The sequence below is a fragment of the Calditrichota bacterium genome, from assembly GCA_013152715.1.
In the GTDB taxonomy this organism is placed as follows: domain Bacteria; phylum Zhuqueibacterota; class Zhuqueibacteria; order Thermofontimicrobiales; family Thermofontimicrobiaceae; genus 4484-87.
Window position 1 is genome coordinate 92,166 of sequence record JAADFU010000125.1, and the last position, 20,284, is coordinate 112,449.

Here is a 20,284-nt window from a genome sequence, read left to right on the forward strand (position 1 = left end):
GAAGAAATTTTAATGAGTGGTTTTTAGCGTGAACTCATTGATACACTTGATTGGAGCCCGAAAAAGTCAAAAAAATATTGGTTTTAATTTTCGAATATAAATTATTTTAATAAATTGTTGCACAAATTAAGAAGGTGAAAGTTATGCAAATTGCAAACGACAAAGTGGTGACCATGCATTACAAGCTATCGCTGGATTCTGGGGAAGTGTTGGATTCTTCATTTGATCGCGATGCTCCGTTCAGTTTTCTTGCCGGTCACGATCAGATTATTCCCGGACTGGAAAAATCGCTCATCGGAATGAAAGCCGGACAAAAAAAGATGGTGGAAGTAGAACCCAGCGAAGGCTACGGAGAACGCGATGATAATTTAGTTCAGGTCGTGCCGCGCAATCAGATTCCGGAAGACATTGAGCTGTTTGAAGGCAAAGTGTTGCAGGCCCAGGGTCCCCAGGGAATTCCTCTGGAAGTGACGGTCAAAACCATTACGGACAATGAAGTCACTATCGATATGAATCATCCGCTGGCGGGCGAGAAGCTGCATTTTGACGTCGAAATTATGGGAGTTCGCGACGCAACCGCGGAGGAGCTCGAACATGGCCACACGCACGACGAATAAATGACTTCAAGAATCAATAATTTTTCTGGTCTCCCTTTTTCTCATAATTTGAGAGAAGCGGAGACTTTTTTTTACCCTTTTCTGATATTTTTTTAAATTATTTTAAAATTTTGTCACAAAAGGGTTGACTTTTTCAAAATTTTTTGCAATAATTCAAGTGTGGCCGCGAAGTGTCAAACGCGCATTTTTTTCAACGCGGCTAATTCCATCTTCTTTATTTGAAAAGGTTGGCAAAAATGACGCGATTGGGAAAAGCGATTAACAAAATTATTTTCGAGTGTTTGAAAATCCGCAACAGCGAGTCGCTGTTGGTGATCGCGGACGAAGCAAATAGCGAGGTGGGAAATTTGTTTCTGAAAAAAGCTGCCGACCGGAAAGTGGAAAGTTACTTGCTGAAGATTCCCACTCCGAAATCTGCCGATTCCGATCCTTCGCCAGCGCTTCGTCGCTTCATTGGCAACGCCAATGCGATCGTGTTGGCGACCGAGCCTCCGCTGGTGCATTCCAAAATTATCGCCCATGCTTGTCACAACGGAGGTCGCGTCATTTGTCTGAACGAAACTGACATGGCGGTGCTGGAACAGGCTGTAAATGCAGATTACAGATTTGTCGAAAGAGTGAGTCGCCGAATCGCTGATATTTTTTCTATTGGCAGAAATGTGGCGGTCCAGACCCGCGCCGGTACAAATATCACGTTCAAGATATCGCGGCACAAGGGAAACGCAAATCACGGCTGCGCCCGGTCCGCGGGCGAATTTGGGATTTTACCTGCCGGCGAAGCCTACGTCACTCCGGACAAAGGCACGATGAGGGGAATTGTCGTCGTGGACGGTTCGGTTCCGGAGATTGGTCTGGTGAAAAGTTCGCTGAAATTGTACGTGAAAAACGGTTTCGTGACGCAGATAATCGGAGATGAATTGGCTGCCGCCATTCGCAAACGGATAAAACCGTTCGGCAAAAACGGCAGAAATGTCGCCGAGTTTGGCGTCGGCACGAATCCGGAAGTCGAGCTTTACGGAAATTCCCTCGCCGATGAGAAAAAATTTGGCACAGCGCACATCGCGCTGGGAAACCATTTGTTCGAGGGCGGGAGTACGGTGACGAAGTTACACCTCGACATGATTTTTCAAAAACCCACCATTACCATCGACGGCAGGCCTTTAATTGTTTCCGGCAAACTCGTCGAGTAAGCCCCCTTGTCGTCAGTTTAAGGGAAAAATTGGTTTCAACATTGTCAATTGGCGGTTCTCAATTCACTATTCACAATTAAATTAGGTTAGAGTTTAGCTGCGAAAACAAATTATTACGACTAATTGTCAATTGCGAACTGCTAATTGACAATTCTGAACGGAACAATAATTCAAAATTGCTTAAACTGACGTAAATCCACGCTCACTCATTTTCATCATCGGGCAACGATTGCAAACAGCGGTCGCACTCATTCCTCCGACAAAAAAGTTTGTACAAATGAATAAGCCCTTGCTGTTTGGCCGCCGTAGTGATAAATTCCCCGCTCTTTTTCTCCTTCCCGAACAAGAGGGACAACATTCTCCGTTCGATGGCGTTGGGCGTTGTCCGGGGGAATTCGTAATAGACTTGTTTGCCGATTGTTTTGAGATGCGAGTCGTCGATCTCAACTGCGTATGCGAAGACAGCGGGCAGAATGATGTTGACGACGATTTCCCGGGCTCGGGAAGCGCCGACGAGCGTGACGTCTTTTTCTGACTCGCTATCGCCGACGGAATCTGAGAACGTGTAAAATTTCGCCCAGTATCCGCGGGTTTGGCAGATGAATAATCTGACGAGCTCGTTCGTCAACTCTCGGGGTTTTTCCTGGAGACTGTCGAAAAGACGGAGCAGTTTTTCCAGTACGCCAGATTCAAAAAATCGCAGCAAGATAACGCTGGCGCCGGCGATGCGTCGCGTTGGGAAATTGACAGGCCGCAGTCGAAAAAAAAGCCATTCCTCGCGGCGCAGCGGCTCCAGCCCGAGACGTTGCGAAAAATCAGCCCAGATTTTTTCCAGTAGCGTCACATAATTTTTCGTTGTTTGATCTTTGATTTTTCGCCAGTCAAAAGACGGATTCTGACTGGGGAGCAAGCCAGCGGTGCCGAAAAGTAATCCCTGAACGTGAGTCAGAAGATTTGAAGAATTAACTTGATTTTTCTCGCGCAGCAGAGCTTCAAATGGCAGCCGGTTGGCGAGTTTTCGGAATGGCGTTTGATTTTTTGCGTAGCCCAAAGCTTCCAAAATTCCGCTGTACAAAATTTGATTCCACGCGGCAAACTCCCGCATCTCGCGAAAGCGCTCCACTTTCGCGTTGAAGCGTTCGCGGCTGAAATAATCGATAACGGCAAGTTTTTTCTCGTCAGAAAATTCGGAGAGCTGGCAAATAATCGGCTCGCTCTCGCCGGCGGCGAGCAATTGATATTTTTTCTCCAATTCGAAAAATTTTTCTTCGGGAATGTCAACGAAAATTTCCGCCGGCACCGGCGTTCGGCTCAAGCGAACCGCCGGCTCGTGACTCGTCTGTTTGCCGATGATAACGTGCGCAATCACGTTATTGTACGCCGCGTCGGCGTGATGCCCGTGTTGGTACCAGTCTTCCGGCGCGCGGTGGATTTCTACGTCGCCGTGGAGAATGCGGTCGTTCATTTTTATGGTGGCATTTTTGAAATCAGGGCCGGCGTCGTGATTGCGCGTGCCCGGAGAGACCACGGTAACCGGAGTGCCGTTGGCCGTTTGTAGTTTCCGCGTGGAAAAATATTTCTTTTCCCAGAGTTGAAAGATGAAATGTTCAGCAATCCCACTGCGATCATCGACCTTCATGGATATCGCCTCGATTTGTTTATTTGGAAATTTTTTTATTTTGCAAAAAAGAAAATTTGACTGAATCAATCAATGCGCGCGAATCGTATCTTGTCAGCAAATTTCCCCAGATCACGCCGCAACTGTCAAAAATTGCGCCGGCAGGAAGCTGCCGCGAGTAATCATTCAAGTGACGAATTACCTCTTTTGCTTTTTTCCCGGAAAGCGGCCTCGGCTGAAATTCGACCTCGTAATTGTTGACATTAATGGGAACGGCTCTGGCGAAAAGCAGACCGTTTTTTGTCAAATAGACTTTCAGAATGATGCTCTCCGTCGCCCTTTTGCTGTAAGACGCGAAGGCGAAGTTCCCCAAACTGTAGGCGATGAGCCTGTTTTTGTAAATTTCCACGCCCTGCAAAACGTGCGGATGATGACCGATAACCAGATCGGCGCCCAGATCAATTGCTTTGTGCGCCGTCTGTCGCTGGTAATCTCGCGGCGCATTTTTCAATTCTCGCCCCCAGTGGAAATTGGCGATGACAATGTCGCAAGTGGAGTCGTAATGCGGAATGGTGCGCTCCAGAATATTTTCATAGGGAAAACATGTGCCGCCGGAAGTTTTCGACGCCCAGAACTCTGCCGGAAAGGTCATGGAATAACCGAAAACGGCAATTTTCAAACCGTTCTCCTCTAAAATCGCCGGCGTACACGCCGCTTTCAAATCCAATCCGGCGCCGCAGTGACTGATTTTTAGCGAATCGAGAGCAGAAATTGTCCGCTGCAAACCTTCTGCGCCATAGTCGAGAATGTGATTGTTCGCCAGCGTCATTACGTCAAAACCGGCAAAGGCGAGGCTGCTGGCAAACTCCGGAGGAACTTTGAAAGTAAATTTTTTGTCGAATGGCGTCCCGGAAACGGCAAACGGCCCCTCGAGATTGCCGACGGCGATGTCCCCGCTGCGCAAAATTGAATCCGTCGCCGCAAACGGATATTCCACGCCGTATTTACGGATGTATTGGGCAGTGTGATTTCCGAGCATGATATCGCCGACCGCAACAACAGACACGGAATTCACGACCGGCGTTAACTCGACTCTCTGCCGCTTGAGCGAACTTTTTAATTTCAAAATTTCCGGTTCAGTTTTCTTAATCAACTCTTGAGCCGTTTGCTGTTTATTGGCGCAAGAGAGAAAAACCGCAACAATCCACACGAGCGAAATCAAACGGATCATAAAATTTCCTTATGAAAAACGCCCCGCCAAAAGGGCAGAGCGTTCATGAAATTCCTGAATCAAAGGTGGCAAAAGATGGGCAGGAGCAAAGTAATTCTAGCCCTGAGGCTGATCTTCCTCTTTGGTCGGCTCGGTTGACTCGTCGACGACGACTTCCGCGTCAGCCGCTTCCGCGCCGTATTCCAGCCGCACTTGTTCTAATTCTTCTTTTTTCTGATTCAATTTTTCATTCAGGTCTTTGATCGCGTCGATGATTTGCTTCACTTCTTCGTTGGAAGCAATTTTCGTATTTTTTTCTTCGGCGATCAATTGATACACTTTTCCGCCCAACATGGTGAATTGCTTGTCGATTTCACGTTTGACGCCGATGATGTCAACTTTCAGCTTTCCGATTTTGGTGTACTCATCGGTTTTTTTCGCGACAGTGGACACGCCCCGCTTAAACATGTTTGATAAATCATCCCAGAATCCCATCTTTCTGTCTCCTTTATTTTAATGAAAGTTTTTTTTGTTCGTACTGTTAATTTAATTATAAAAGAACTAAATGTCAAGTTAAAATACTTCAATATTTAAAAAATAACGTTAGTTGTCTGCTTTTGGGCCATTCTGCCAGAAGTCACTGAGAACATTCATGTTACGACCAGGCAAGGTCGAAGCGATCAAGGTTCATCACCTTGTTCCAGGCCGCAACAAAGTCGCGCACGAACTTCTCCTTGTTATCGTCCTGGGCGTAGAACTCCGCCTGGGCCCGCAGCTGTGAGTTAGCTCCGAAGACCAGGTCCACACGGGTCGCGGTCCACTTCAGCTCCCCGGTGGCACGGTCGAACCCCTCGTAAATCTGCGGATGGTCTGCGCTGGGTTGCCATTCGATGCCCATGTCGAGAAGGTTTATAAAGAAGTCGTTCGTGAGCGCGCCCGGGCGTTCCGTAAAGACGCCATGGGAGACGCTGCCAAAGTTGGCCCCCAGCGCACGCATTCCGCCTACGAGCACGGTCATCTCCGGCACCGTGAGGGTGAGGAGCTGGGCGCGATCAATGAGCAGTTGCTCGGCAGGCAAATCGCAAGCTGGATTCAGGTAGTTGCGGAAGCCGTCTGCCACCGGCTTCAGGTACTCGAATGACTCGACGTCGGTCTGTTCCTGGCCGGCATCGGTGCGGCCGGGCGCAAAGGAGACCTGCACCTCGAAGCCGGCCTGCTTCGCGCTCTCTTCGACTGCAGCGACGCCTCCAAGGACGATCAGGTCTGCGAGCGAGACCTTCTTGCTGCCGGGCTGCGCTCCATTAAACTCAGCCTGGATACCTTCGAGGGCCCTCAACACCTTGGCGAGCTGGGCTGGCTGATTGACATCCCAGTCCTTCTGGGGGGCTAGGCGAATGCGCGCCCCGTTGGCGCCGCTGCGCTTGTCGGAGCCGCGGAAGGTCGCGGCAGAGGACCAGGCGGTGTAGACGAGCTCCGGAACGGTGAGCTCCGAGGCGAGGATTTGCTTTTTCAGCCCGGCTACATCCTCCTCGTCGATCAGTTCGTGATCCACCTGGGGGACGGGGTCTTGCCAGATAATGTCCGCCTCAGGCATTTCTGGCCCGAGATAACGTGACTTGGGTCCCATATCGCGGTGAGTGAGCTTGAACCAGGCACGGGCAAAGGCGTCGGCAAGCTCATCCGGGTTTTCCAGGAAGCGGCGGGCTATGGGCCCGTAGATGGGGTCCATGCGAAGCGCGAGGTCTGTGGTCAGCATGATGGGTTTATGCCGCTTGTCGGGATCGTGGGCGTCAGGAACCAGATTTTCGGTCTCCGGATCGGTCGGCACCCACTGCCAGGCCCCGGCAGGGCTTTTCTCCAGGTTCCAGTCGTAGCGGAAGAGGAGCTCGAGGAAGCTGTTGTCCCACTTCGTGGGCGTATGGGTCCAGGCGCCCTCGAGTCCGCTTGTGATCGTGTCGGCGCCCTTGCCGATGCCGAAGCTGTTCTTCCAGCCCAGACCCTGTTCTTCGAGTGGAGCCGCCTCGGGCTCGGGGCCCACATACTTGTCGGGATCGGCGGCTCCGTGGGTTTTTCCGAAGGTGTGCCCGCCAACGATCAACGCAACTGTCTCTTCGTCGTTCATGCCCATGCGCCGGAAGCTCTCGCGAATATCCTCTGCGGCCGCAAGCACGTTGGGCTCGCCGTTTGGACCTTCCGGGTTCACGTAGATCAGGCCCATCTGAACGGCAGCCAGCGGCTTTTCGAGATCCCGCTCATCTCGATGGCGCTCGTCGGCCAGCCACTCGGACTCGGGACCCCAGTACACATCCTCCTCAGGCTCCCAGATGTCCACGCGACCGCCGCCGAAGCCGAAGGTCTTGAACCCCATCGACTCGAGGGCAACGTTTCCGGCGAGGATCATCAGGTCGGCCCAGGAGATATTGTTGCCGTACTTCTTCTTGATCGGCCAGAGCAGGCGACGCGCCTTGTCGAGGTTTACGTTGTCTGGCCAACTATTCAATGGCGCAAAACGTTGGTTACCTGTGGATCCGCCACCGCGTCCGTCAAAGACACGGTAGGTGCCCGCGCTGTGCCAGGCCATGCGGATGAAGAGGGGACCATAGTGGCCGTAGTCGGCTGGCCACCAGTCCTGGGATTCGGTCATAATGCGGCGGAGGTCATTTTTAAGCGCCTCGTAGTCGAGTTCGGCAAATGCCGCGGCATAGTTGAAATCCTCGCCCGTGGGCTTGAGCGTAGGCGGGTTTTGATAGAGGATCTTCAGGTTCAGTTGGTTTGGCCACCAGTCCCGGATCATGTTTCCGCCCAGGGTGGTGTGTTTGTATGCGTCTCCCGTTACCGGGCACTTGCTTTCTTTATTCATCTCTTTTCTCCTTTAAAGATTTGTTTTGTACAGCTAATACAAAGCTGAGCCGCAAAGGACGGCAGGGCACCTAACTTGATAATTTAAAATAACTTCCGAAGACCACAAAAGCAAGCCAAAAAGTCGGAGCCCTTTGTCGGTTCCGGCTGATGTTAGCTGAAATTTGTGACCCTTTCATCAAAATCAATGATTAGTGGACAATGGTCACTTAATTTACACCAAAAATCATAATGCCCAATCTGAACAGATTTTAGAAACCGCAACCATGATTTAGGAGCAAAACAGTAATCTATATGAAATCCTTTATCTTGTTTTCGGTACATATAAAGTGTATTTTTTGTTTCCTTTCCGTAGGGTTCTCTGAAGTACTCGTGATAGATACTGGATATGCCATCTTTCTCAAGTTCATCTACTACTTTAGAAAAATTGGCAATTCTTGGCGTATCATCCCATATTTTATTGAAATTGAAATCCCCCATAACTATTGTGTCTCTCTGCTTGATGAGATTTTTATATTTTTCGATTCCGAGGTAAACTTGGGCGATGTAACTCAATCTCCTTTGCTTATGGTTCATAGCCCAAACTGCAATAAGATTAAAATCTGTTTTGCCTTTAACGTGGACTGGTACACAGTGTCTGATTGATGAATCGTATTCGTTATAGGGATGAATTGTGTACTCTGTAAATGAAAATATGCCTAAACCTTTCTGTCCGTCACCAAACCAATGTTGGGAATATGGCTGAACAATTTCGTTTTCAAGGTTGAGCATTTCAAGTTTTTCACATTCTTGGATAACAGCAATGTCAGGTTTCAGATTTGCGATATGTCTTACTTTTTTTCTAAACGCTCCCTGACAATTCCATGTAATTATTCTCAACTGTAAATCTATCCTTGATTATGAGCAATCTCGTCTGGTACCAGCGAACCAGTAATTATACTGTTTCTGCTCAACCTTCAATAAATGATGTCATTTAGAAATAAACTTGATATTTAGTAAGGCTAACGAATTTTTCATTTTAGCTGTTTTTCAATTTTTAAAAAACCAAAAATTTCAAATACAGATAAACAAGCGGTGCGACAAATAATGGCGCATCGAATCTGTCCAACATGCCGCCATGTCCCGGCAGCAAATTTGACGAATCTTTGACGCCGGCGTCGCGTTTGAACAGCGATTCCATTAAATCGCCTACTTGCCCAAAGATAGCCACGATGAGCGCAATCGTCAGACACTGCGCCAGGCTCAGCGTGCGAATGTAAGTCAAATGAAAAATGTACGCCGTAATGAACGAAAAAACCACACCGGCCACGGCGCCTTCAATCGTCTTATTCGGGCTGACGCGCGGAAATAATTTGTGTTTGCCAATAGCTTTGCCAATGAAATAAGCCGCCGTGTCGCAAATCCAGATGGTGATGAGCATCAGCAGCAGCCATCTGCCGCCGGCAATGTAATCAACGCCCAATTCGCCGGGAAGTTCCCGAATTAAAATCATAAACCCAAAGAAAACAGCGGGATAAATCATGCCCCAGGCCGACGCAGAGATGTTCAACGTCGCGGACTGATTGTTTCGAAACAGTTCAAGTAAAAGAACGCCGTAAAACGCAAGCAATAAAATGAGCCAAAACCATTTCAGCCCAAAATAATAAAAAGAAAAAGTGATGACAACCGTTACCAACAATCCCCAGATTTTCAATGGCAGCATGTTTTTGTGTTCGGTGAGTTGGTAGAATTCAAATTGCGCCACAAGATTGATCAGCAAAATTAAAAAAACAAAAGGTAGCTTGCCATGAAGCAGCAGGAAAATGATGAGCGGCGCGCCAAAAATTGCCACCAGAACTCGTAACCCCAATTTTTTCCAGTCCAAAAGTGTGTCTCCTCTATTAATTGTGAAGGTTTGGCGTCTTTTTTTCTGCAAAATGTTCTCATTTAAGAACTTCGATCAGCACTTCCGCCACGCCGCTGTCGATTATTCCCAACTGTTCCGCTGCCGCGCGGGAAAGGTCGATTATTCTCGATTTTATGAACGGACCCCGGTCGTTGATGCGCACGACAACGCTTTTGTCATTAAATAGATTGGTCACCCGAACGCGCGTGCCAAAGGGGAGCGTTCTGTGGGCGGCGGTAAATTTCTTCGGATCATAAATTTCTCCGTTGGCGGTCTTATTGCCTTTAAAAGAGTCCGCGTAATAAGAAGCTTTGCCCTGCTGTGTCGTTAGCTTCAATGATAGCGGCATACCGGACAACGCATGAACTTGATCATCATAATCCAAAAAAACGATGCCGCGAGTCTGTTCGGGGTTGATTATTTCATTCGAGTTTTGCGTCGCTCCTTCCGGAGAAGGCGTCCGCTTTTTGGTTTCTTTTTTGCCGCTAATTCCGGGCTCTTCCTTCTTCAAAAAAACGATGCCATCCGCCGCCGACTGACTGGCGGATTTTTTGCCGCCGGAATGGGCGCAGGATAAAATTGTGACAGAAAAAATGAAAATAGAAAAACGAAAAAGATTGTTTGAGGCTTTCATTGTTCACTTATTCAGTTTTAGGGTTCCGATAATTTCTTGAATTGAGTCAATTTGATTCAGGCGACAAAATTCATTTAATTCGTCCGCTAATTGTTCGCATATTTTCGGATTTATGAAATTTGCGGTTCCGATTTGTACCGCAGTCGCGCCGGTGATGAGAAATTCAACTACGTCGTCAACGTTCATGACGCCGCCGGAGGCGATGACGGGAATTTTCACGACACGAACGACCTGAAAAACTTTTGCCAGCGCCACCGGCTTGATTGCCGGCCCGGACAAACCGCCGGTAATCGTGGCTAATTTTGGTTTCCGCGAATGAATATCGACGGCCATGCCGACCAGCGTGTTGATCACTGTCAGCGCGTCGGCGCCGCTTTGTTCGGCGGCAACGGCGATTTCCGCGATGGACGTTACGTTGGGCGTCAGTTTGACAGTGATAAATTTATCAGTCGCCCGACGCGTTTTTTCTGTGATTTGGGCGGTCATTTCAGGATTAGCGCCGAACGCCATTCCGCCTTCTTTCACGTTGGGGCAGGAAACATTCAGCTCGTAGCCGTCAACTCCGCCGGCGGACTCAATGCGGCGAATAACTTCAGCGAATTCGTCAATCGTTTTTCCGGCGACGTTGACGAATACGCGGCATTTCAACGCATTTAAAAACGGAAGTTTTTCGCGAATGAATGCTTCAACGCCGACGTTGGCGAGGCCGATGGAATTGAGCATTCCGGCCGGCGTTTCTGCAATTCGGGGATGCGCATTTCCGGAACGCGCTTCGAGAGTGACCGCTTTGGTCACGATTCCGCCCAGCCGATCCAGATTGAGAAAAGGCGTGAATTCTTCGCCGGTGCCAAATGTGCCGGATGCCGTCAGAATCGGATTGGTGAGCGTTATTTTTCCCAACGAAACTCGTAAATCAGCCATGAATGCGAATGTCCTTTAAATCAAAAACCGGCCCGTCTTGGCATACGTAAAAATAGCCAGCGTTGTCGGCCTTTGCCACATTGCAGCCCATGCAAACGCCGAAACCGCAAGCCATCATGGTCTCCAGCGAGGCCTCGCAAGCGATGTTTTTTCCCCGAGTAAAATTTTTCAGCGCGCGCAGCATGGGATTGGGGCCGCAAGCGTAAACACGAATTTTGTCAGAGGAAAAATGAGACAATTCTTTTTCAATCAATTGAATTACATTGCCGTGAAAACCGAAACTTCCGTCGTCGGTGGCGAGTGACGTTCTAATTTTTTTTTGAGAAAAATTTTCCTGATAAACAAAAGGCGCTTGGGTTTGATTGCCCCAGAAAAGATGTGCGGAAATATTTCTCTCGGAAAAAATTTGTCCCAAAAATTCCAGCGGCGCAATTCCCAGACCGCCGGCGACAAGTATGGCTGTCTCTTTTTTTTCAGGAAAGGAAAACGAATTTCCCAGCGGGCCAATAAAATCCACTTCAGCGCCGGATTCAAATTGCGCCAGCGCGACAGTGCCGCGCCCGATCACACGAAATAAAATATCAAACCAGCCCTGTTTCCGATGGACAAGATTAATACTGAAAGGCCGGCGCAGCAGCGGCGTGTTACTCCCGGAAGTTCGAATATTGACAAATTGTCCCGGCAGCGCGCTTTTCGCGGTCTCCGGGTGATAAATGCGCAACTTTTTGATGTCGTTGGTGATGGAGAATTTTTCTATGATTTTACCGGTTGCAAGTCGAGCTGTGGTTCCCGCCATGATTCCCATAAATTAATCCTCTCCCGTCTTACCACCTTCTCGGCGTCTTTCTTCTCGGATCATTTTTCTCCATTTCCAGCAGCAAATAGCGACGGTACTCTTCTTTGGTCATGTTGGCGATATCTACTTCATCGCCGAGGCTATCCGGCGACGCTTTTGCCGTCTTGGCTAATTCGTCTGTCTTTGGTGCAATTTCGGTCGGCGACGCTTTAGTTTGCTGGCCGGTTTTCTTTGCTTTTTCTACCGCCGCGACTTTTTTTTGCACTCGTTTGGCATAAGTCGAATTCGGGTATTTTTCCACTAAAGACTGGTAAGCTTCAAACGCTCGATCCGGATTTTTTAAATCATTTTCGTAAATCCAGCCCATGGCAAAAAGCGACTTCGGCGCAAATTCCGACGTTGGGGATTGTTCTGAAATGTCAGAAAATGTCTTCAAGGCCGTTGGCAGATTGCGCTCGTCAACATACGCCTTTTCGGCAGTTAAATATTTCCGCTTGATTTTTTCTTCCGGATCGGGAATATTGATCGTTTTTGCCTGTTTGCGCGCCGCTTGGGCAAATTCATTGTCCGGAAATTCCGTAATGAGCCGCTGAAACATGGAATCGGCCAAAACTGTGTCTTGTTTGAAATTTTCTGCAATGTAACCTATTGAATAAAGCGCTTTGGGAATGATGGTCTTCGATGTGTCGATTTTCAATATATCAAGATATTCCTTTAGCGCAGAATCAGGCTGATTAAATTCGAACAAATAAATTTCAGCCAGCAGGACTTTGTCTTTGAGCATTTCCTCTTGAGGCGTTCCCAAGTTCCCTGTTTTGAGAACAATTTTTTGCTGTTTCTTTTTCTCTTCTTCTTCCCGCCGCAGCCGCTCCTGATCGTCGAAATTGTCGAATCGGTTTTTGCTGCGTCGTTGGGCGATTTCAATTTGTTTGAGAATGCGTTTCCGCAAATCAATGTTTTCCTCGTCCTCGAAAGCGATACGAATGGAATCCGTCAAAATTGTGCGCGTGCTGTCGTCGAAGATTTTGAGACTATCCATGTCAAAATGCGTCGTATCGGAGAACATGCTGTCGATATAACCAATAGAATATTTTTCCTGAGCCAGATCTATTTCCACGCTGTCCATTGATGCGGCAATTGAATCTCCGGCCGCTATTCTCTTTATTTGTTGCTGAATATCGTCGCGCAGGGCAAGCAGTCGCTGAACGCTTTTGCTCATGGCGCGCGCTTCGTTGGCGTGGGAAGAACGAGGGTTCTCTTTGGGCGCTTTGTCAAAATTTTCCTTGGCAAATTCATATTCGCCCTCGCGTTCCAGATAAATTTTCCCCAGATAATAATAAGCGTCCGCCGCTTCCGTGCTTTTCGGATGTTTTTCAATTATGTCCTGGTACCAGAATTTGGCGTCTTCGTCTCTGCCCGCAAGGCGATGAGAATGGGCAATTTCCAGCCGACAAGCGGGCCAATAATCCTGGTTGGCGATATTATTCAATAACCGCTTAAAAATATCTATCGCGTCGTCGTACTTTTTAATCTTTTCGTAAGTCAGCCCCATTTTGAACATGGCGTCGTATTCAAAACGTTCGTCGGGGCTGTATTTCCGCGCCTGGCGATAGCTCTCAATCGCTTTCTCGTAATTTTTTAATTCAAAATAGCATTCTCCCATCTCGAAATAGCTGCGGGCGCGAATGGCCTCGTCTTTGACGCGCTTAGCCGCCACTTCAAATTCACTAACAGCGCGCATGTAGTCTTTTTTGTTTTTAAAAAGTCCGCCTAACAAATAGCGAGCTTCATCGATGACGTTTCTGCGAACATTGCTATTAATTAATTCCTGCAATGTTGTTTGCGCGCTTTCATAGTCCCGCTGCGCAATGAAAACTTTCGCCAGCCAGAGACGCGCTTCCGGCACAAAAGGACTGTCCGGAAAATTTTCGCTGAGTTCGTAAAACTTGCGCACGGCTTTTGGGTAGTCCTGTTTTCGAAAAAAGCACTTCCCCAACAGAAACAGCGCATCATCGACATATTTACTTTTCGGATAAAGCTCCAGCACTTTGGATGCTTTTTTGACGGCGTCGTCGTATTTTTTGATCTCTGCCGAGGAAAGCTGGTTTCTGCCAGGTCGGTTCTTGGCTCGCTGCGGCTGCTTTTTTTGCCTTTCTAATCGTTTTTCTCGTTCTTTTTCCGCCTCTTTGAAATACTGCTTGGCATTGAAAAAAGTGTTGTAATAGGCGCAGTCCGCCAAAACGATCAAACCAACGATCAGCAAAATGAGTTGCACTCGACCGAGCCGGAAAAATATTTTCACGAATTTTAAATTTTTTATGCGCGCCACAATTTCACCAAAGAGATTTAATGGGATTTATCCGCTGATTTTTTTGAGTAGTTCAGGCAAAATTTCCCCGGATTTGCCCATAATCGACTCATGAACATAGTTGGAAATAGCCGTCGGTTCGGGGTTGATTTCAACTACGAAAGCGCCGGATTTCAGAGCCTCTAATGGCAATGAAGCGGCGGGCTGCACCACCGCCGAAGTGCCCACAGTCAAAAAAACATCGCAGGAACGCGCAGCAGCGAATGCATTGCGCAGTTCCGCTTCGGGCAACATTTCGCCGAACCACACGACGTCAGGTCGAATCAGACCGCCGCAATCGCACCGCGGCAATTCGCCGACGCTGTCGAAAACAAGATCGTCCTCATCGTAGTATTTATTACAATCAACGCAGCGATTTCTCATTATGTTCCCGTGTAATTCGTAAATTTTTCTGCTTCCGGCGCGACGATGCAAATTGTCCACATTCTGCGTGATCAAATGAAATTCCGGAAAGATATTCTCCATCTCTGCCAGCGCGTAATGTCCGGGATTCGGCTTGACGTCGCGAATGAGTTGTTTTCGAAAATTGTACCATTCCCAAACGAGTTTCGGATTGCGCATAAAAGCGTCGAAATTTGCCAATTCTTCGGGTCGGTACTTTTTCCACAAGCCTTCTTCGCCGCGAAATGTGGGTACGCCGCTTTCCGCAGAAACGCCAGCGCCAGTCAAAACCGCCACCGAGTTCGCCTTATTCAAACGATTCAAAAAATTCTCGGAAAACATACGCTTCTCCTGTTAGTGGCACTTCGGAAAGATAGCATTAATTTGAGTAACAAGCAAGTTTTTTTCGACAAGATTGAGGAGGCGCAAACTGAAAAATCCCAAAACCAAAGCTCCAGACTCCAACCGCTGTTCCTTTTGGCCATTGGGTATTGTTTGTTATTTAGGATTCGGAATTTGGGATTTTCCTTTCGCACTTATTCTTTCACCAACACCATTCCCGTCGTCGGCGCCAATTTAACATTTTTTTTCTCAATTTTACCCAACGGCTCAATTCCCGCTTTTTTTCCATTCACCAAAATAATCCAATTTCCTTCAGGAATTGGAAAAGCAACGCGGTTTTTAGTATCTCCATTCATGAGAACAAGCAATTCAGCCGCATCACAAGACCGATTTTTCCTAATGCGAAAACCGAAAGCAAACTCATTTTTTTGAGCTAAAAAATGCACATTTTCGCGCGGCGTTTCCCTCAGCGCAGGGTACTTTTTTCGCAACTGAATCAAGCCGCGATAGTAATCGTAAAGCTCGCGATTGATTTCACGGTGGCGGTAATTGATCCAGTTGGTCGTGTTGTCTTTGTCGTAACTGTTGTGATCAATTTGCCCGACATGCGGGTCGGGCGCATCGGTCGGGGCAATGACCTTGCTGCGGGCAAATTCCTGTCCCTCGTGAATCATGACGGGCCCCTGGGAAACGAACAGAAACAGCGCGCCCAATTTGCTGATTTTTAGCTGCTTTTCCGTGAGTCGGACATGTTTTTCGAGATCGATGATTTTTGTATTTTCAGCCACAGCTTTGGTCCCGATTCGAACGAAATCACCAAATGTATAATCATCGTGAGATTCCAGATAATTTACTGAATGTTCGGGAAGCTGAAATTGACCGCCATCTTTTACAGTGGAGCCTAAAATAAAGCGTTTCAGATGGTCCGGTTTGGTATCGCGCTCCCAATTGCCGAAAATGTACCCCAAATTATCGGACGGATTTTGCCCTTTGACGCCGTTGCGGATTTTGTCATTCCAGGCAGCCCAGCCCAAACGCGAAAAATAATCCGGGGCGTAACCGTCTCCCCAAGGCTCGGCGATAATGTACACATTGGGATTGATTTTTTTTGCTTCAGCGATGATTTCCCGACAGGTCTGTTCATCGAGCAAATATGCCAGATCAAAACGAAATCCGTCGATATGATATTTCGTCATCCAATATTTGACGCTTTCGAGAATCAGGCGCCGCGCCATGGGGCGTTCGGTCATAAAATCATTGCCGCAGCCGCTTTTGGCAAGGAACTCGCCTTTTTCATTCAGGCGAAAATAATATTTTTTGTCAATGTATTTGAACGGATTAAAATCATATTCGGAACAGTGATTGTAAACCACATCCATAAGCACGGCAATACCTTTTTTGTGCAGCGCCTTCACCATGTCTTTAAATTCGCGCACCTGCCTGCCGTCAGCGCCGCAATATTTGCCCGGTTCCATTGTGCCATCGGTAGCGTAATAAGACTCCGGAGCAAAAAAATAGGAAGTCATGTACCCCCAGTGATTTCGTGCGTAGGGATTCCAGGTGTTGTACACCGGCGCAGTTTTGTCCTTGTACGGCACTTCGATGTTGGCAAACTCCTGACACGGCAAAAGTTCCACCGCATTCACGCCCAAATCGAGCAAATAATCCAGCCCGCCGGTTTTTCCCTCTTCGAGCAATCCCAAATAGGTCCCTGCTTTTTTGACGCCGGAACTCGGATGCGCAGTCATGTCGCGAACATGCATTTCGTAAATCACTAAATCCTGAATGGGAGTCTTCACCCAAGTGTCGCCTTGCCAGTCGTAAGCAGTATCCAGAAGCAGCGTTTTCGCCGGATGATGGTAATTATTTTTCGTGACCACAGCGCGCGAGTACGGGTCAGCGACAATCACTTCAGGATCGTACATATTGATTCCGTCGTCAGGCCCATCGAGACGATAGCCGTAATAGATATTTTTTCTTTCCCCTGAAAGCGAAATTTCCCACACGCCATTTGTGTCTTTTGTCATGGGAAATTCTTCGCCCTGTTCGTCGTCAAATTTTTTGAAAATAATTAGACTCACTTTCTCCGCATTGGGGGCGAAAACACGGAACACTGTGTTGCCGTTTTCGTAATTTGCGCCCATGGATTTTGTGGAAAAATATTTGTTTTGTTCCGGGAAATAGTCGGGGTAGCGGGATTGGGCGACGACTGCCGTGAGTGTAAATATTAGCACAACACATAATGCCATCGCAATCGTTGCGGGAAAAAATTTGAAAAAGACAATATTGTAAATCATTTTATCCTCCCAATAAAGTTAAACCGTGTACTATTGAATATAATATTTTTTTCTGAAATTTCCAATAACGAAATAACGTGTTGTGTTTATATTTTTAGCTTTTGTATTTTCAAAGTTCGTTTCTATCTGTTAACTAAATCAAAAAAATAAAAAAAGTGTTGATTTTTTAGGTTCTATCGGTTATATTCTATATAATTTGACCGATGAAACCTAAAAAATAATAGGGATAGCAATGAGTTACAATAATTTTTTCGATATTCTCGCTGATTGGAACTATTGGGGCAATTTTAAAGCTGATTTGAAATCAAGGGATGATTACATCCGTCAAATCGAGTCAATTTTTTCCCAAAAAACAGCGCTGACACTTTTCGGCGTTCGGCGCGCCGGGAAATCATCGTTGTTTAATCTCTATTTGCAACAGCTATTTTCGCAAAAAAACCTTGATGTCAAGGAAAGCCTGATAATAAACCTTGAAGACCCCAGATTTCCGGCAAAGATTTCTACTCAGGAATTGCTGGAAATAATTGAGCTCTATCAAAAAAATCTTTCTCCCAAAAATCCTCTGATTGTTTTAGATGAAGTTCAGAATGTAGATGGGTGGGAAAAAGTTGTAAGATATTTATTAGAGGCAAAAAAATTTCGGGTAATTGTTACCGGCTCATCTTCAAAATTATTAGGACAAGAAATTTCCACAACATTGACCGGCCGACATGTTGATGTTGAAATATTCCCCCTTAACTTCAAGGAAATCCTCAGATTTAAAAGTATTGATTTTTCGTCAGATTTAGAAATTGTCAAAAACAAAATCGAAATTCAAAGGGCAGGCGACGGATATTTACAATGGGGCGGATTTCCGGAAATCGTTTTGTCTAATGGTGACGCGCGAAAACGAGAACTGCTGGTAAGATATTTTGATGATATTATTTTCAAAGACCTGGCAAAAAGATTTGACATTAAGCAGATTCATAAATTAGAACAAATGTCGAATCTGTTAATTGCGAACATCGCAACGTTGCAATCCTTTAATAGTTTGAAAAAGAAATTAAATATTAGCCTTGATACCGTAGAGAGATTTGCCCGTTATTTTCAAATTGCTCGCATGTTCTATTTTTTGAAACAATATGATTATTCCATTGGCAGGCAAATTCGCTCGATACACAAAGTTTATGTTTCAGACCTGGGGTTTTATCAAGCGAAAGGCTTTCGTTTTTCTGAAAATGTTGGGAGAATTGCTGAAAATGTGGTCGCGAATGAGTTATTCAAAAGACGAGTTTGTGATCCGCGTTTAGAAATTTATTATTGGAAAGACAACCAGCAACGCGAAGTGGATTTTGTTGTGAAAAGCGGAGAGAAAGTCAAAGAGCTAATTCAGGTTTGCTGGGACACATCAGATCCGCAGACGATGAAACGTGAAGTCAATAATTTGATCCGAGCCGGAGCGTATCTTGATTGTCAAAATTTAATTATAGTTACGGGCAAAGAGAAAAAAGAACAAACTTTTCAAGTGAGAGGCGGCAGACATCAAATCAAGTTTATTCCGTTATGGGAGTGGATGTTACAATGAGAAATTTTTTCCTTTAAACTTTTCATCCCCAAAGCGCCTTGATCATTTTTCTGCTTGCTTTTTTTCATAATTTTGCTAATTTATTGATTATCGGAATGATACCATGAATTGAATTTAGCCATGTGAGGAAAGTTGTCTGCAAAAAGTCGCTTTTTTCTGATAATCTCGCTCTTTGCGCTGATTTTAATTGCCAGTTGTTCGCACAAGCCGCCGCTGTTGTTCCAAAATCAGACGCCCAAAGAAGAGCCATTTCTGGACTATGATGCCTACACGCAGCAGGACATTTTGTTTGCGGAAAAAGAAAATAGCAGTGACGAACAGGTCAAACAAGTCATTTCAGCCCTGAATGCGATGGATTTTTCTGTGGACAGTTGTGTGGCTTCGGAAAATTATGTTTTCGTGCGCACGCCGTTCACGTTCAAAAATGACTATTTTCGCACTCCGAAACATCAATATTTGAAAATTTCCCTGCTCGTTGAAGTGCCGCGCAAATCCGGACTGGCGCTACAGATCAAATATGCCGTCTGCACCACCTGCGCCCGCTGCGAAGAGTGGTATTGCGATCAATTGCCGGCATGGGCAGAATCGGAAAAATACCGCATTAGCGAGCAAATTCAGCGATTGATTTTTCATTTCAAAGAAAAGTTGAAATTCATTAAAAACGGTTCGTGATTTCAAAACAAGGAGGTTTCATGTCAACTCGAACCATCAAATCCTGGATCGGACTGAACGCTATCATCTGGTTTTGCAGCTTTGCTTTTCTGATTTTTTTTATGCTGATAAATTTTAGCGGCTCTACCGCAAACATGCCGCCCGGAGGACTGGAAAAAATCAACAAAATATTATTTGACATTTATCTGCCATTTTTAGGCATCGTGACCGGCTCACTGTTTTCGCTATCAGACAGCAAAAACCGAATGCCGCGAAACCAGTATTATCCGCTTTTTGTCACCGGGATGATCGTTTTCTTTAATTTATTCTTGATTGTCAGCGCCATCATTTTCGCAGCGACGCCCAGTTTTCAAGTCACAAATTTTTTGAATTCAATTCAGTCGTTTAGTCGTTACCTGTCATTTTTTCTGGCAGGGATTATTACGCATTTTCATCTTTTCTTTTGAAATTTGGGATTCAGTAGAAAAGTTATGATGACCAAACATGTGTGCATAATCGGAGATTCGCGTAAAATGCAAGAGGCACCAGATTCATCTGCAGAAAAAATTTCAGAAGCTGGTTCAGGAACGGAAATTGCAAGAAGAACAAGATTAAGATTTTGAATAAGGAATTCAGAAGTCACTTGAAATTGAATCTGTGAAATTTTCCAAATATGCCGCGCAAATATTGAATTTCGCCAATCAAAACGCACCGGGCACGCGTCGTTGAAAAAATTGACGCGAAAATATTTTTTATGAAAAGAAAAAAGACGGCTTTCAAATTGATATTCCAGATTTAATTTTTGAAAAATAGTAACTATTCAGCCTCGAAGCCGCCAAGGCTCTAATGTTTAGTTATTTAGGAAAAAAATAATTTTTGGGGAACTGCTTTGAATAAAGCTGTGTTTTGAACAAGCGCATAGATTCGTTCAGAGGTTGCAATCAGTCAATT

Annotated in this window: 17 protein-coding genes; 5 read left to right on the top strand and 12 right to left on the bottom strand. The window is 46.3% G+C overall.

Annotation, left to right across the window (positions count from 1 at the left end; all coding sequences use genetic code 11):
* Positions 1 to 143: 143 nt before the first annotated feature.
* Both GXO74_10320 and GXO74_10325 read left to right on the top strand, forming a co-directional pair.
* Complete coding sequence (locus GXO74_10320; GenBank protein ID NOZ62064.1) at positions 144 to 617, top strand: peptidylprolyl isomerase; 474 nt, start codon at positions 144 to 146, stop codon at positions 615 to 617.
* Positions 618 to 853: 236 nt separating this feature from the next.
* Entirely contained in the window at positions 854 to 1,807 is a 954-nt protein-coding gene (locus GXO74_10325; GenBank protein NOZ62065.1) for an aminopeptidase, read from the top strand.
* Positions 1,808 to 2,009: 202 nt separating this feature from the next.
* Here the strand turns inward: GXO74_10325 and GXO74_10330 are convergent, their stop codons facing one another.
* From GXO74_10330 to GXO74_10385, 12 genes are all read right to left on the bottom strand, one after another.
* Positions 2,010 to 3,446 (bottom strand): DUF2851 family protein, encoded by a 1,437-nt coding sequence (locus GXO74_10330; protein NOZ62066.1) that lies wholly within the window; start codon positions 3,444 to 3,446, stop codon positions 2,010 to 2,012.
* A 19-nt stretch (positions 3,447 to 3,465) separates the two neighbouring features.
* Positions 3,466 to 4,656 carry a CapA family protein gene (locus GXO74_10335; protein NOZ62067.1) on the bottom strand — a complete coding sequence of 397 codons (1,191 nt, stop codon included), beginning with the start codon at positions 4,654 to 4,656 and terminating at the stop codon, positions 3,466 to 3,468.
* 96 nt (positions 4,657 to 4,752) lie between these two features.
* Positions 4,753 to 5,130: a hypothetical protein gene (locus tag GXO74_10340; protein ID NOZ62068.1), complete on the bottom strand. Its 378-nt coding sequence runs from the start codon at positions 5,128 to 5,130 to the stop codon at positions 4,753 to 4,755.
* Positions 5,131 to 5,290: 160 nt separating this feature from the next.
* Positions 5,291 to 7,495, bottom strand: a complete 2,205-nt coding sequence (gene katG / locus GXO74_10345; GenBank protein NOZ62069.1) for a catalase/peroxidase HPI — start codon at positions 7,493 to 7,495, stop codon at positions 5,291 to 5,293.
* Positions 7,496 to 7,647: 152 nt separating this feature from the next.
* Complete coding sequence (locus GXO74_10350; GenBank protein NOZ62070.1) at positions 7,648 to 8,373, bottom strand: endonuclease/exonuclease/phosphatase family protein; 726 nt, start codon at positions 8,371 to 8,373, stop codon at positions 7,648 to 7,650.
* Positions 8,374 to 8,530: 157 nt separating this feature from the next.
* The gene (locus tag GXO74_10355; protein NOZ62071.1) at positions 8,531 to 9,358 is read right to left on the bottom strand and encodes a phosphatidate cytidylyltransferase; all 828 of its coding nucleotides are present in this window, start codon (positions 9,356 to 9,358) and stop codon (positions 8,531 to 8,533) included.
* Positions 9,359 to 9,416: 58 nt separating this feature from the next.
* On the bottom strand, positions 9,417 to 9,728 hold the full coding sequence (locus GXO74_10360) for a septal ring lytic transglycosylase RlpA family protein (GenBank protein NOZ62072.1): 312 nt from the start codon (positions 9,726 to 9,728) through the stop codon (positions 9,417 to 9,419).
* Between the two features lie 288 nt (positions 9,729 to 10,016).
* Positions 10,017 to 10,934, bottom strand: a complete 918-nt coding sequence (locus tag GXO74_10365) for a dihydroorotate dehydrogenase (GenBank protein NOZ62073.1) — start codon at positions 10,932 to 10,934, stop codon at positions 10,017 to 10,019.
* Positions 10,927 to 11,739 carry a dihydroorotate dehydrogenase electron transfer subunit gene (locus GXO74_10370; GenBank protein NOZ62074.1) on the bottom strand — a complete coding sequence of 271 codons (813 nt, stop codon included), beginning with the start codon at positions 11,737 to 11,739 and terminating at the stop codon, positions 10,927 to 10,929. Before GXO74_10370 ends, GXO74_10365 begins: the two co-directional genes overlap by 8 nt.
* A gap of 19 nt (positions 11,740 to 11,758) precedes the next feature.
* Entirely contained in the window at positions 11,759 to 14,059 is a 2,301-nt protein-coding gene (locus tag GXO74_10375; protein ID NOZ62075.1) for a tetratricopeptide repeat protein, read from the bottom strand.
* 27 nt (positions 14,060 to 14,086) lie between these two features.
* Positions 14,087 to 14,821, bottom strand: coding sequence for an NAD-dependent deacylase (locus tag GXO74_10380; protein ID NOZ62076.1), 735 nt, complete (start codon positions 14,819 to 14,821; stop codon positions 14,087 to 14,089).
* A 194-nt stretch (positions 14,822 to 15,015) separates the two neighbouring features.
* Positions 15,016 to 17,118: a pullulanase gene (locus GXO74_10385; protein NOZ62077.1), complete on the bottom strand. Its 2,103-nt coding sequence runs from the start codon at positions 17,116 to 17,118 to the stop codon at positions 15,016 to 15,018.
* Positions 17,119 to 17,350: 232 nt separating this feature from the next.
* Here GXO74_10385 and GXO74_10390 point away from each other — a divergent pair, with 232 nt between their 5' ends.
* The 3 genes from GXO74_10390 to GXO74_10400 all read left to right on the top strand — a co-directional run bounded on the left by GXO74_10390 (position 17,351) and on the right by GXO74_10400 (position 19,800).
* Positions 17,351 to 18,682, top strand: coding sequence for an ATP-binding protein (locus GXO74_10390; GenBank protein ID NOZ62078.1), 1,332 nt, complete (start codon positions 17,351 to 17,353; stop codon positions 18,680 to 18,682).
* A 132-nt stretch (positions 18,683 to 18,814) separates the two neighbouring features.
* Positions 18,815 to 19,354 carry a hypothetical protein gene (locus tag GXO74_10395; protein NOZ62079.1) on the top strand — a complete coding sequence of 180 codons (540 nt, stop codon included), beginning with the start codon at positions 18,815 to 18,817 and terminating at the stop codon, positions 19,352 to 19,354.
* Between the two features lie 20 nt (positions 19,355 to 19,374).
* Entirely contained in the window at positions 19,375 to 19,800 is a 426-nt protein-coding gene (locus tag GXO74_10400; protein ID NOZ62080.1) for a hypothetical protein, read from the top strand.
* The last annotated feature ends 484 nt before the right edge of the window (positions 19,801 to 20,284 follow it).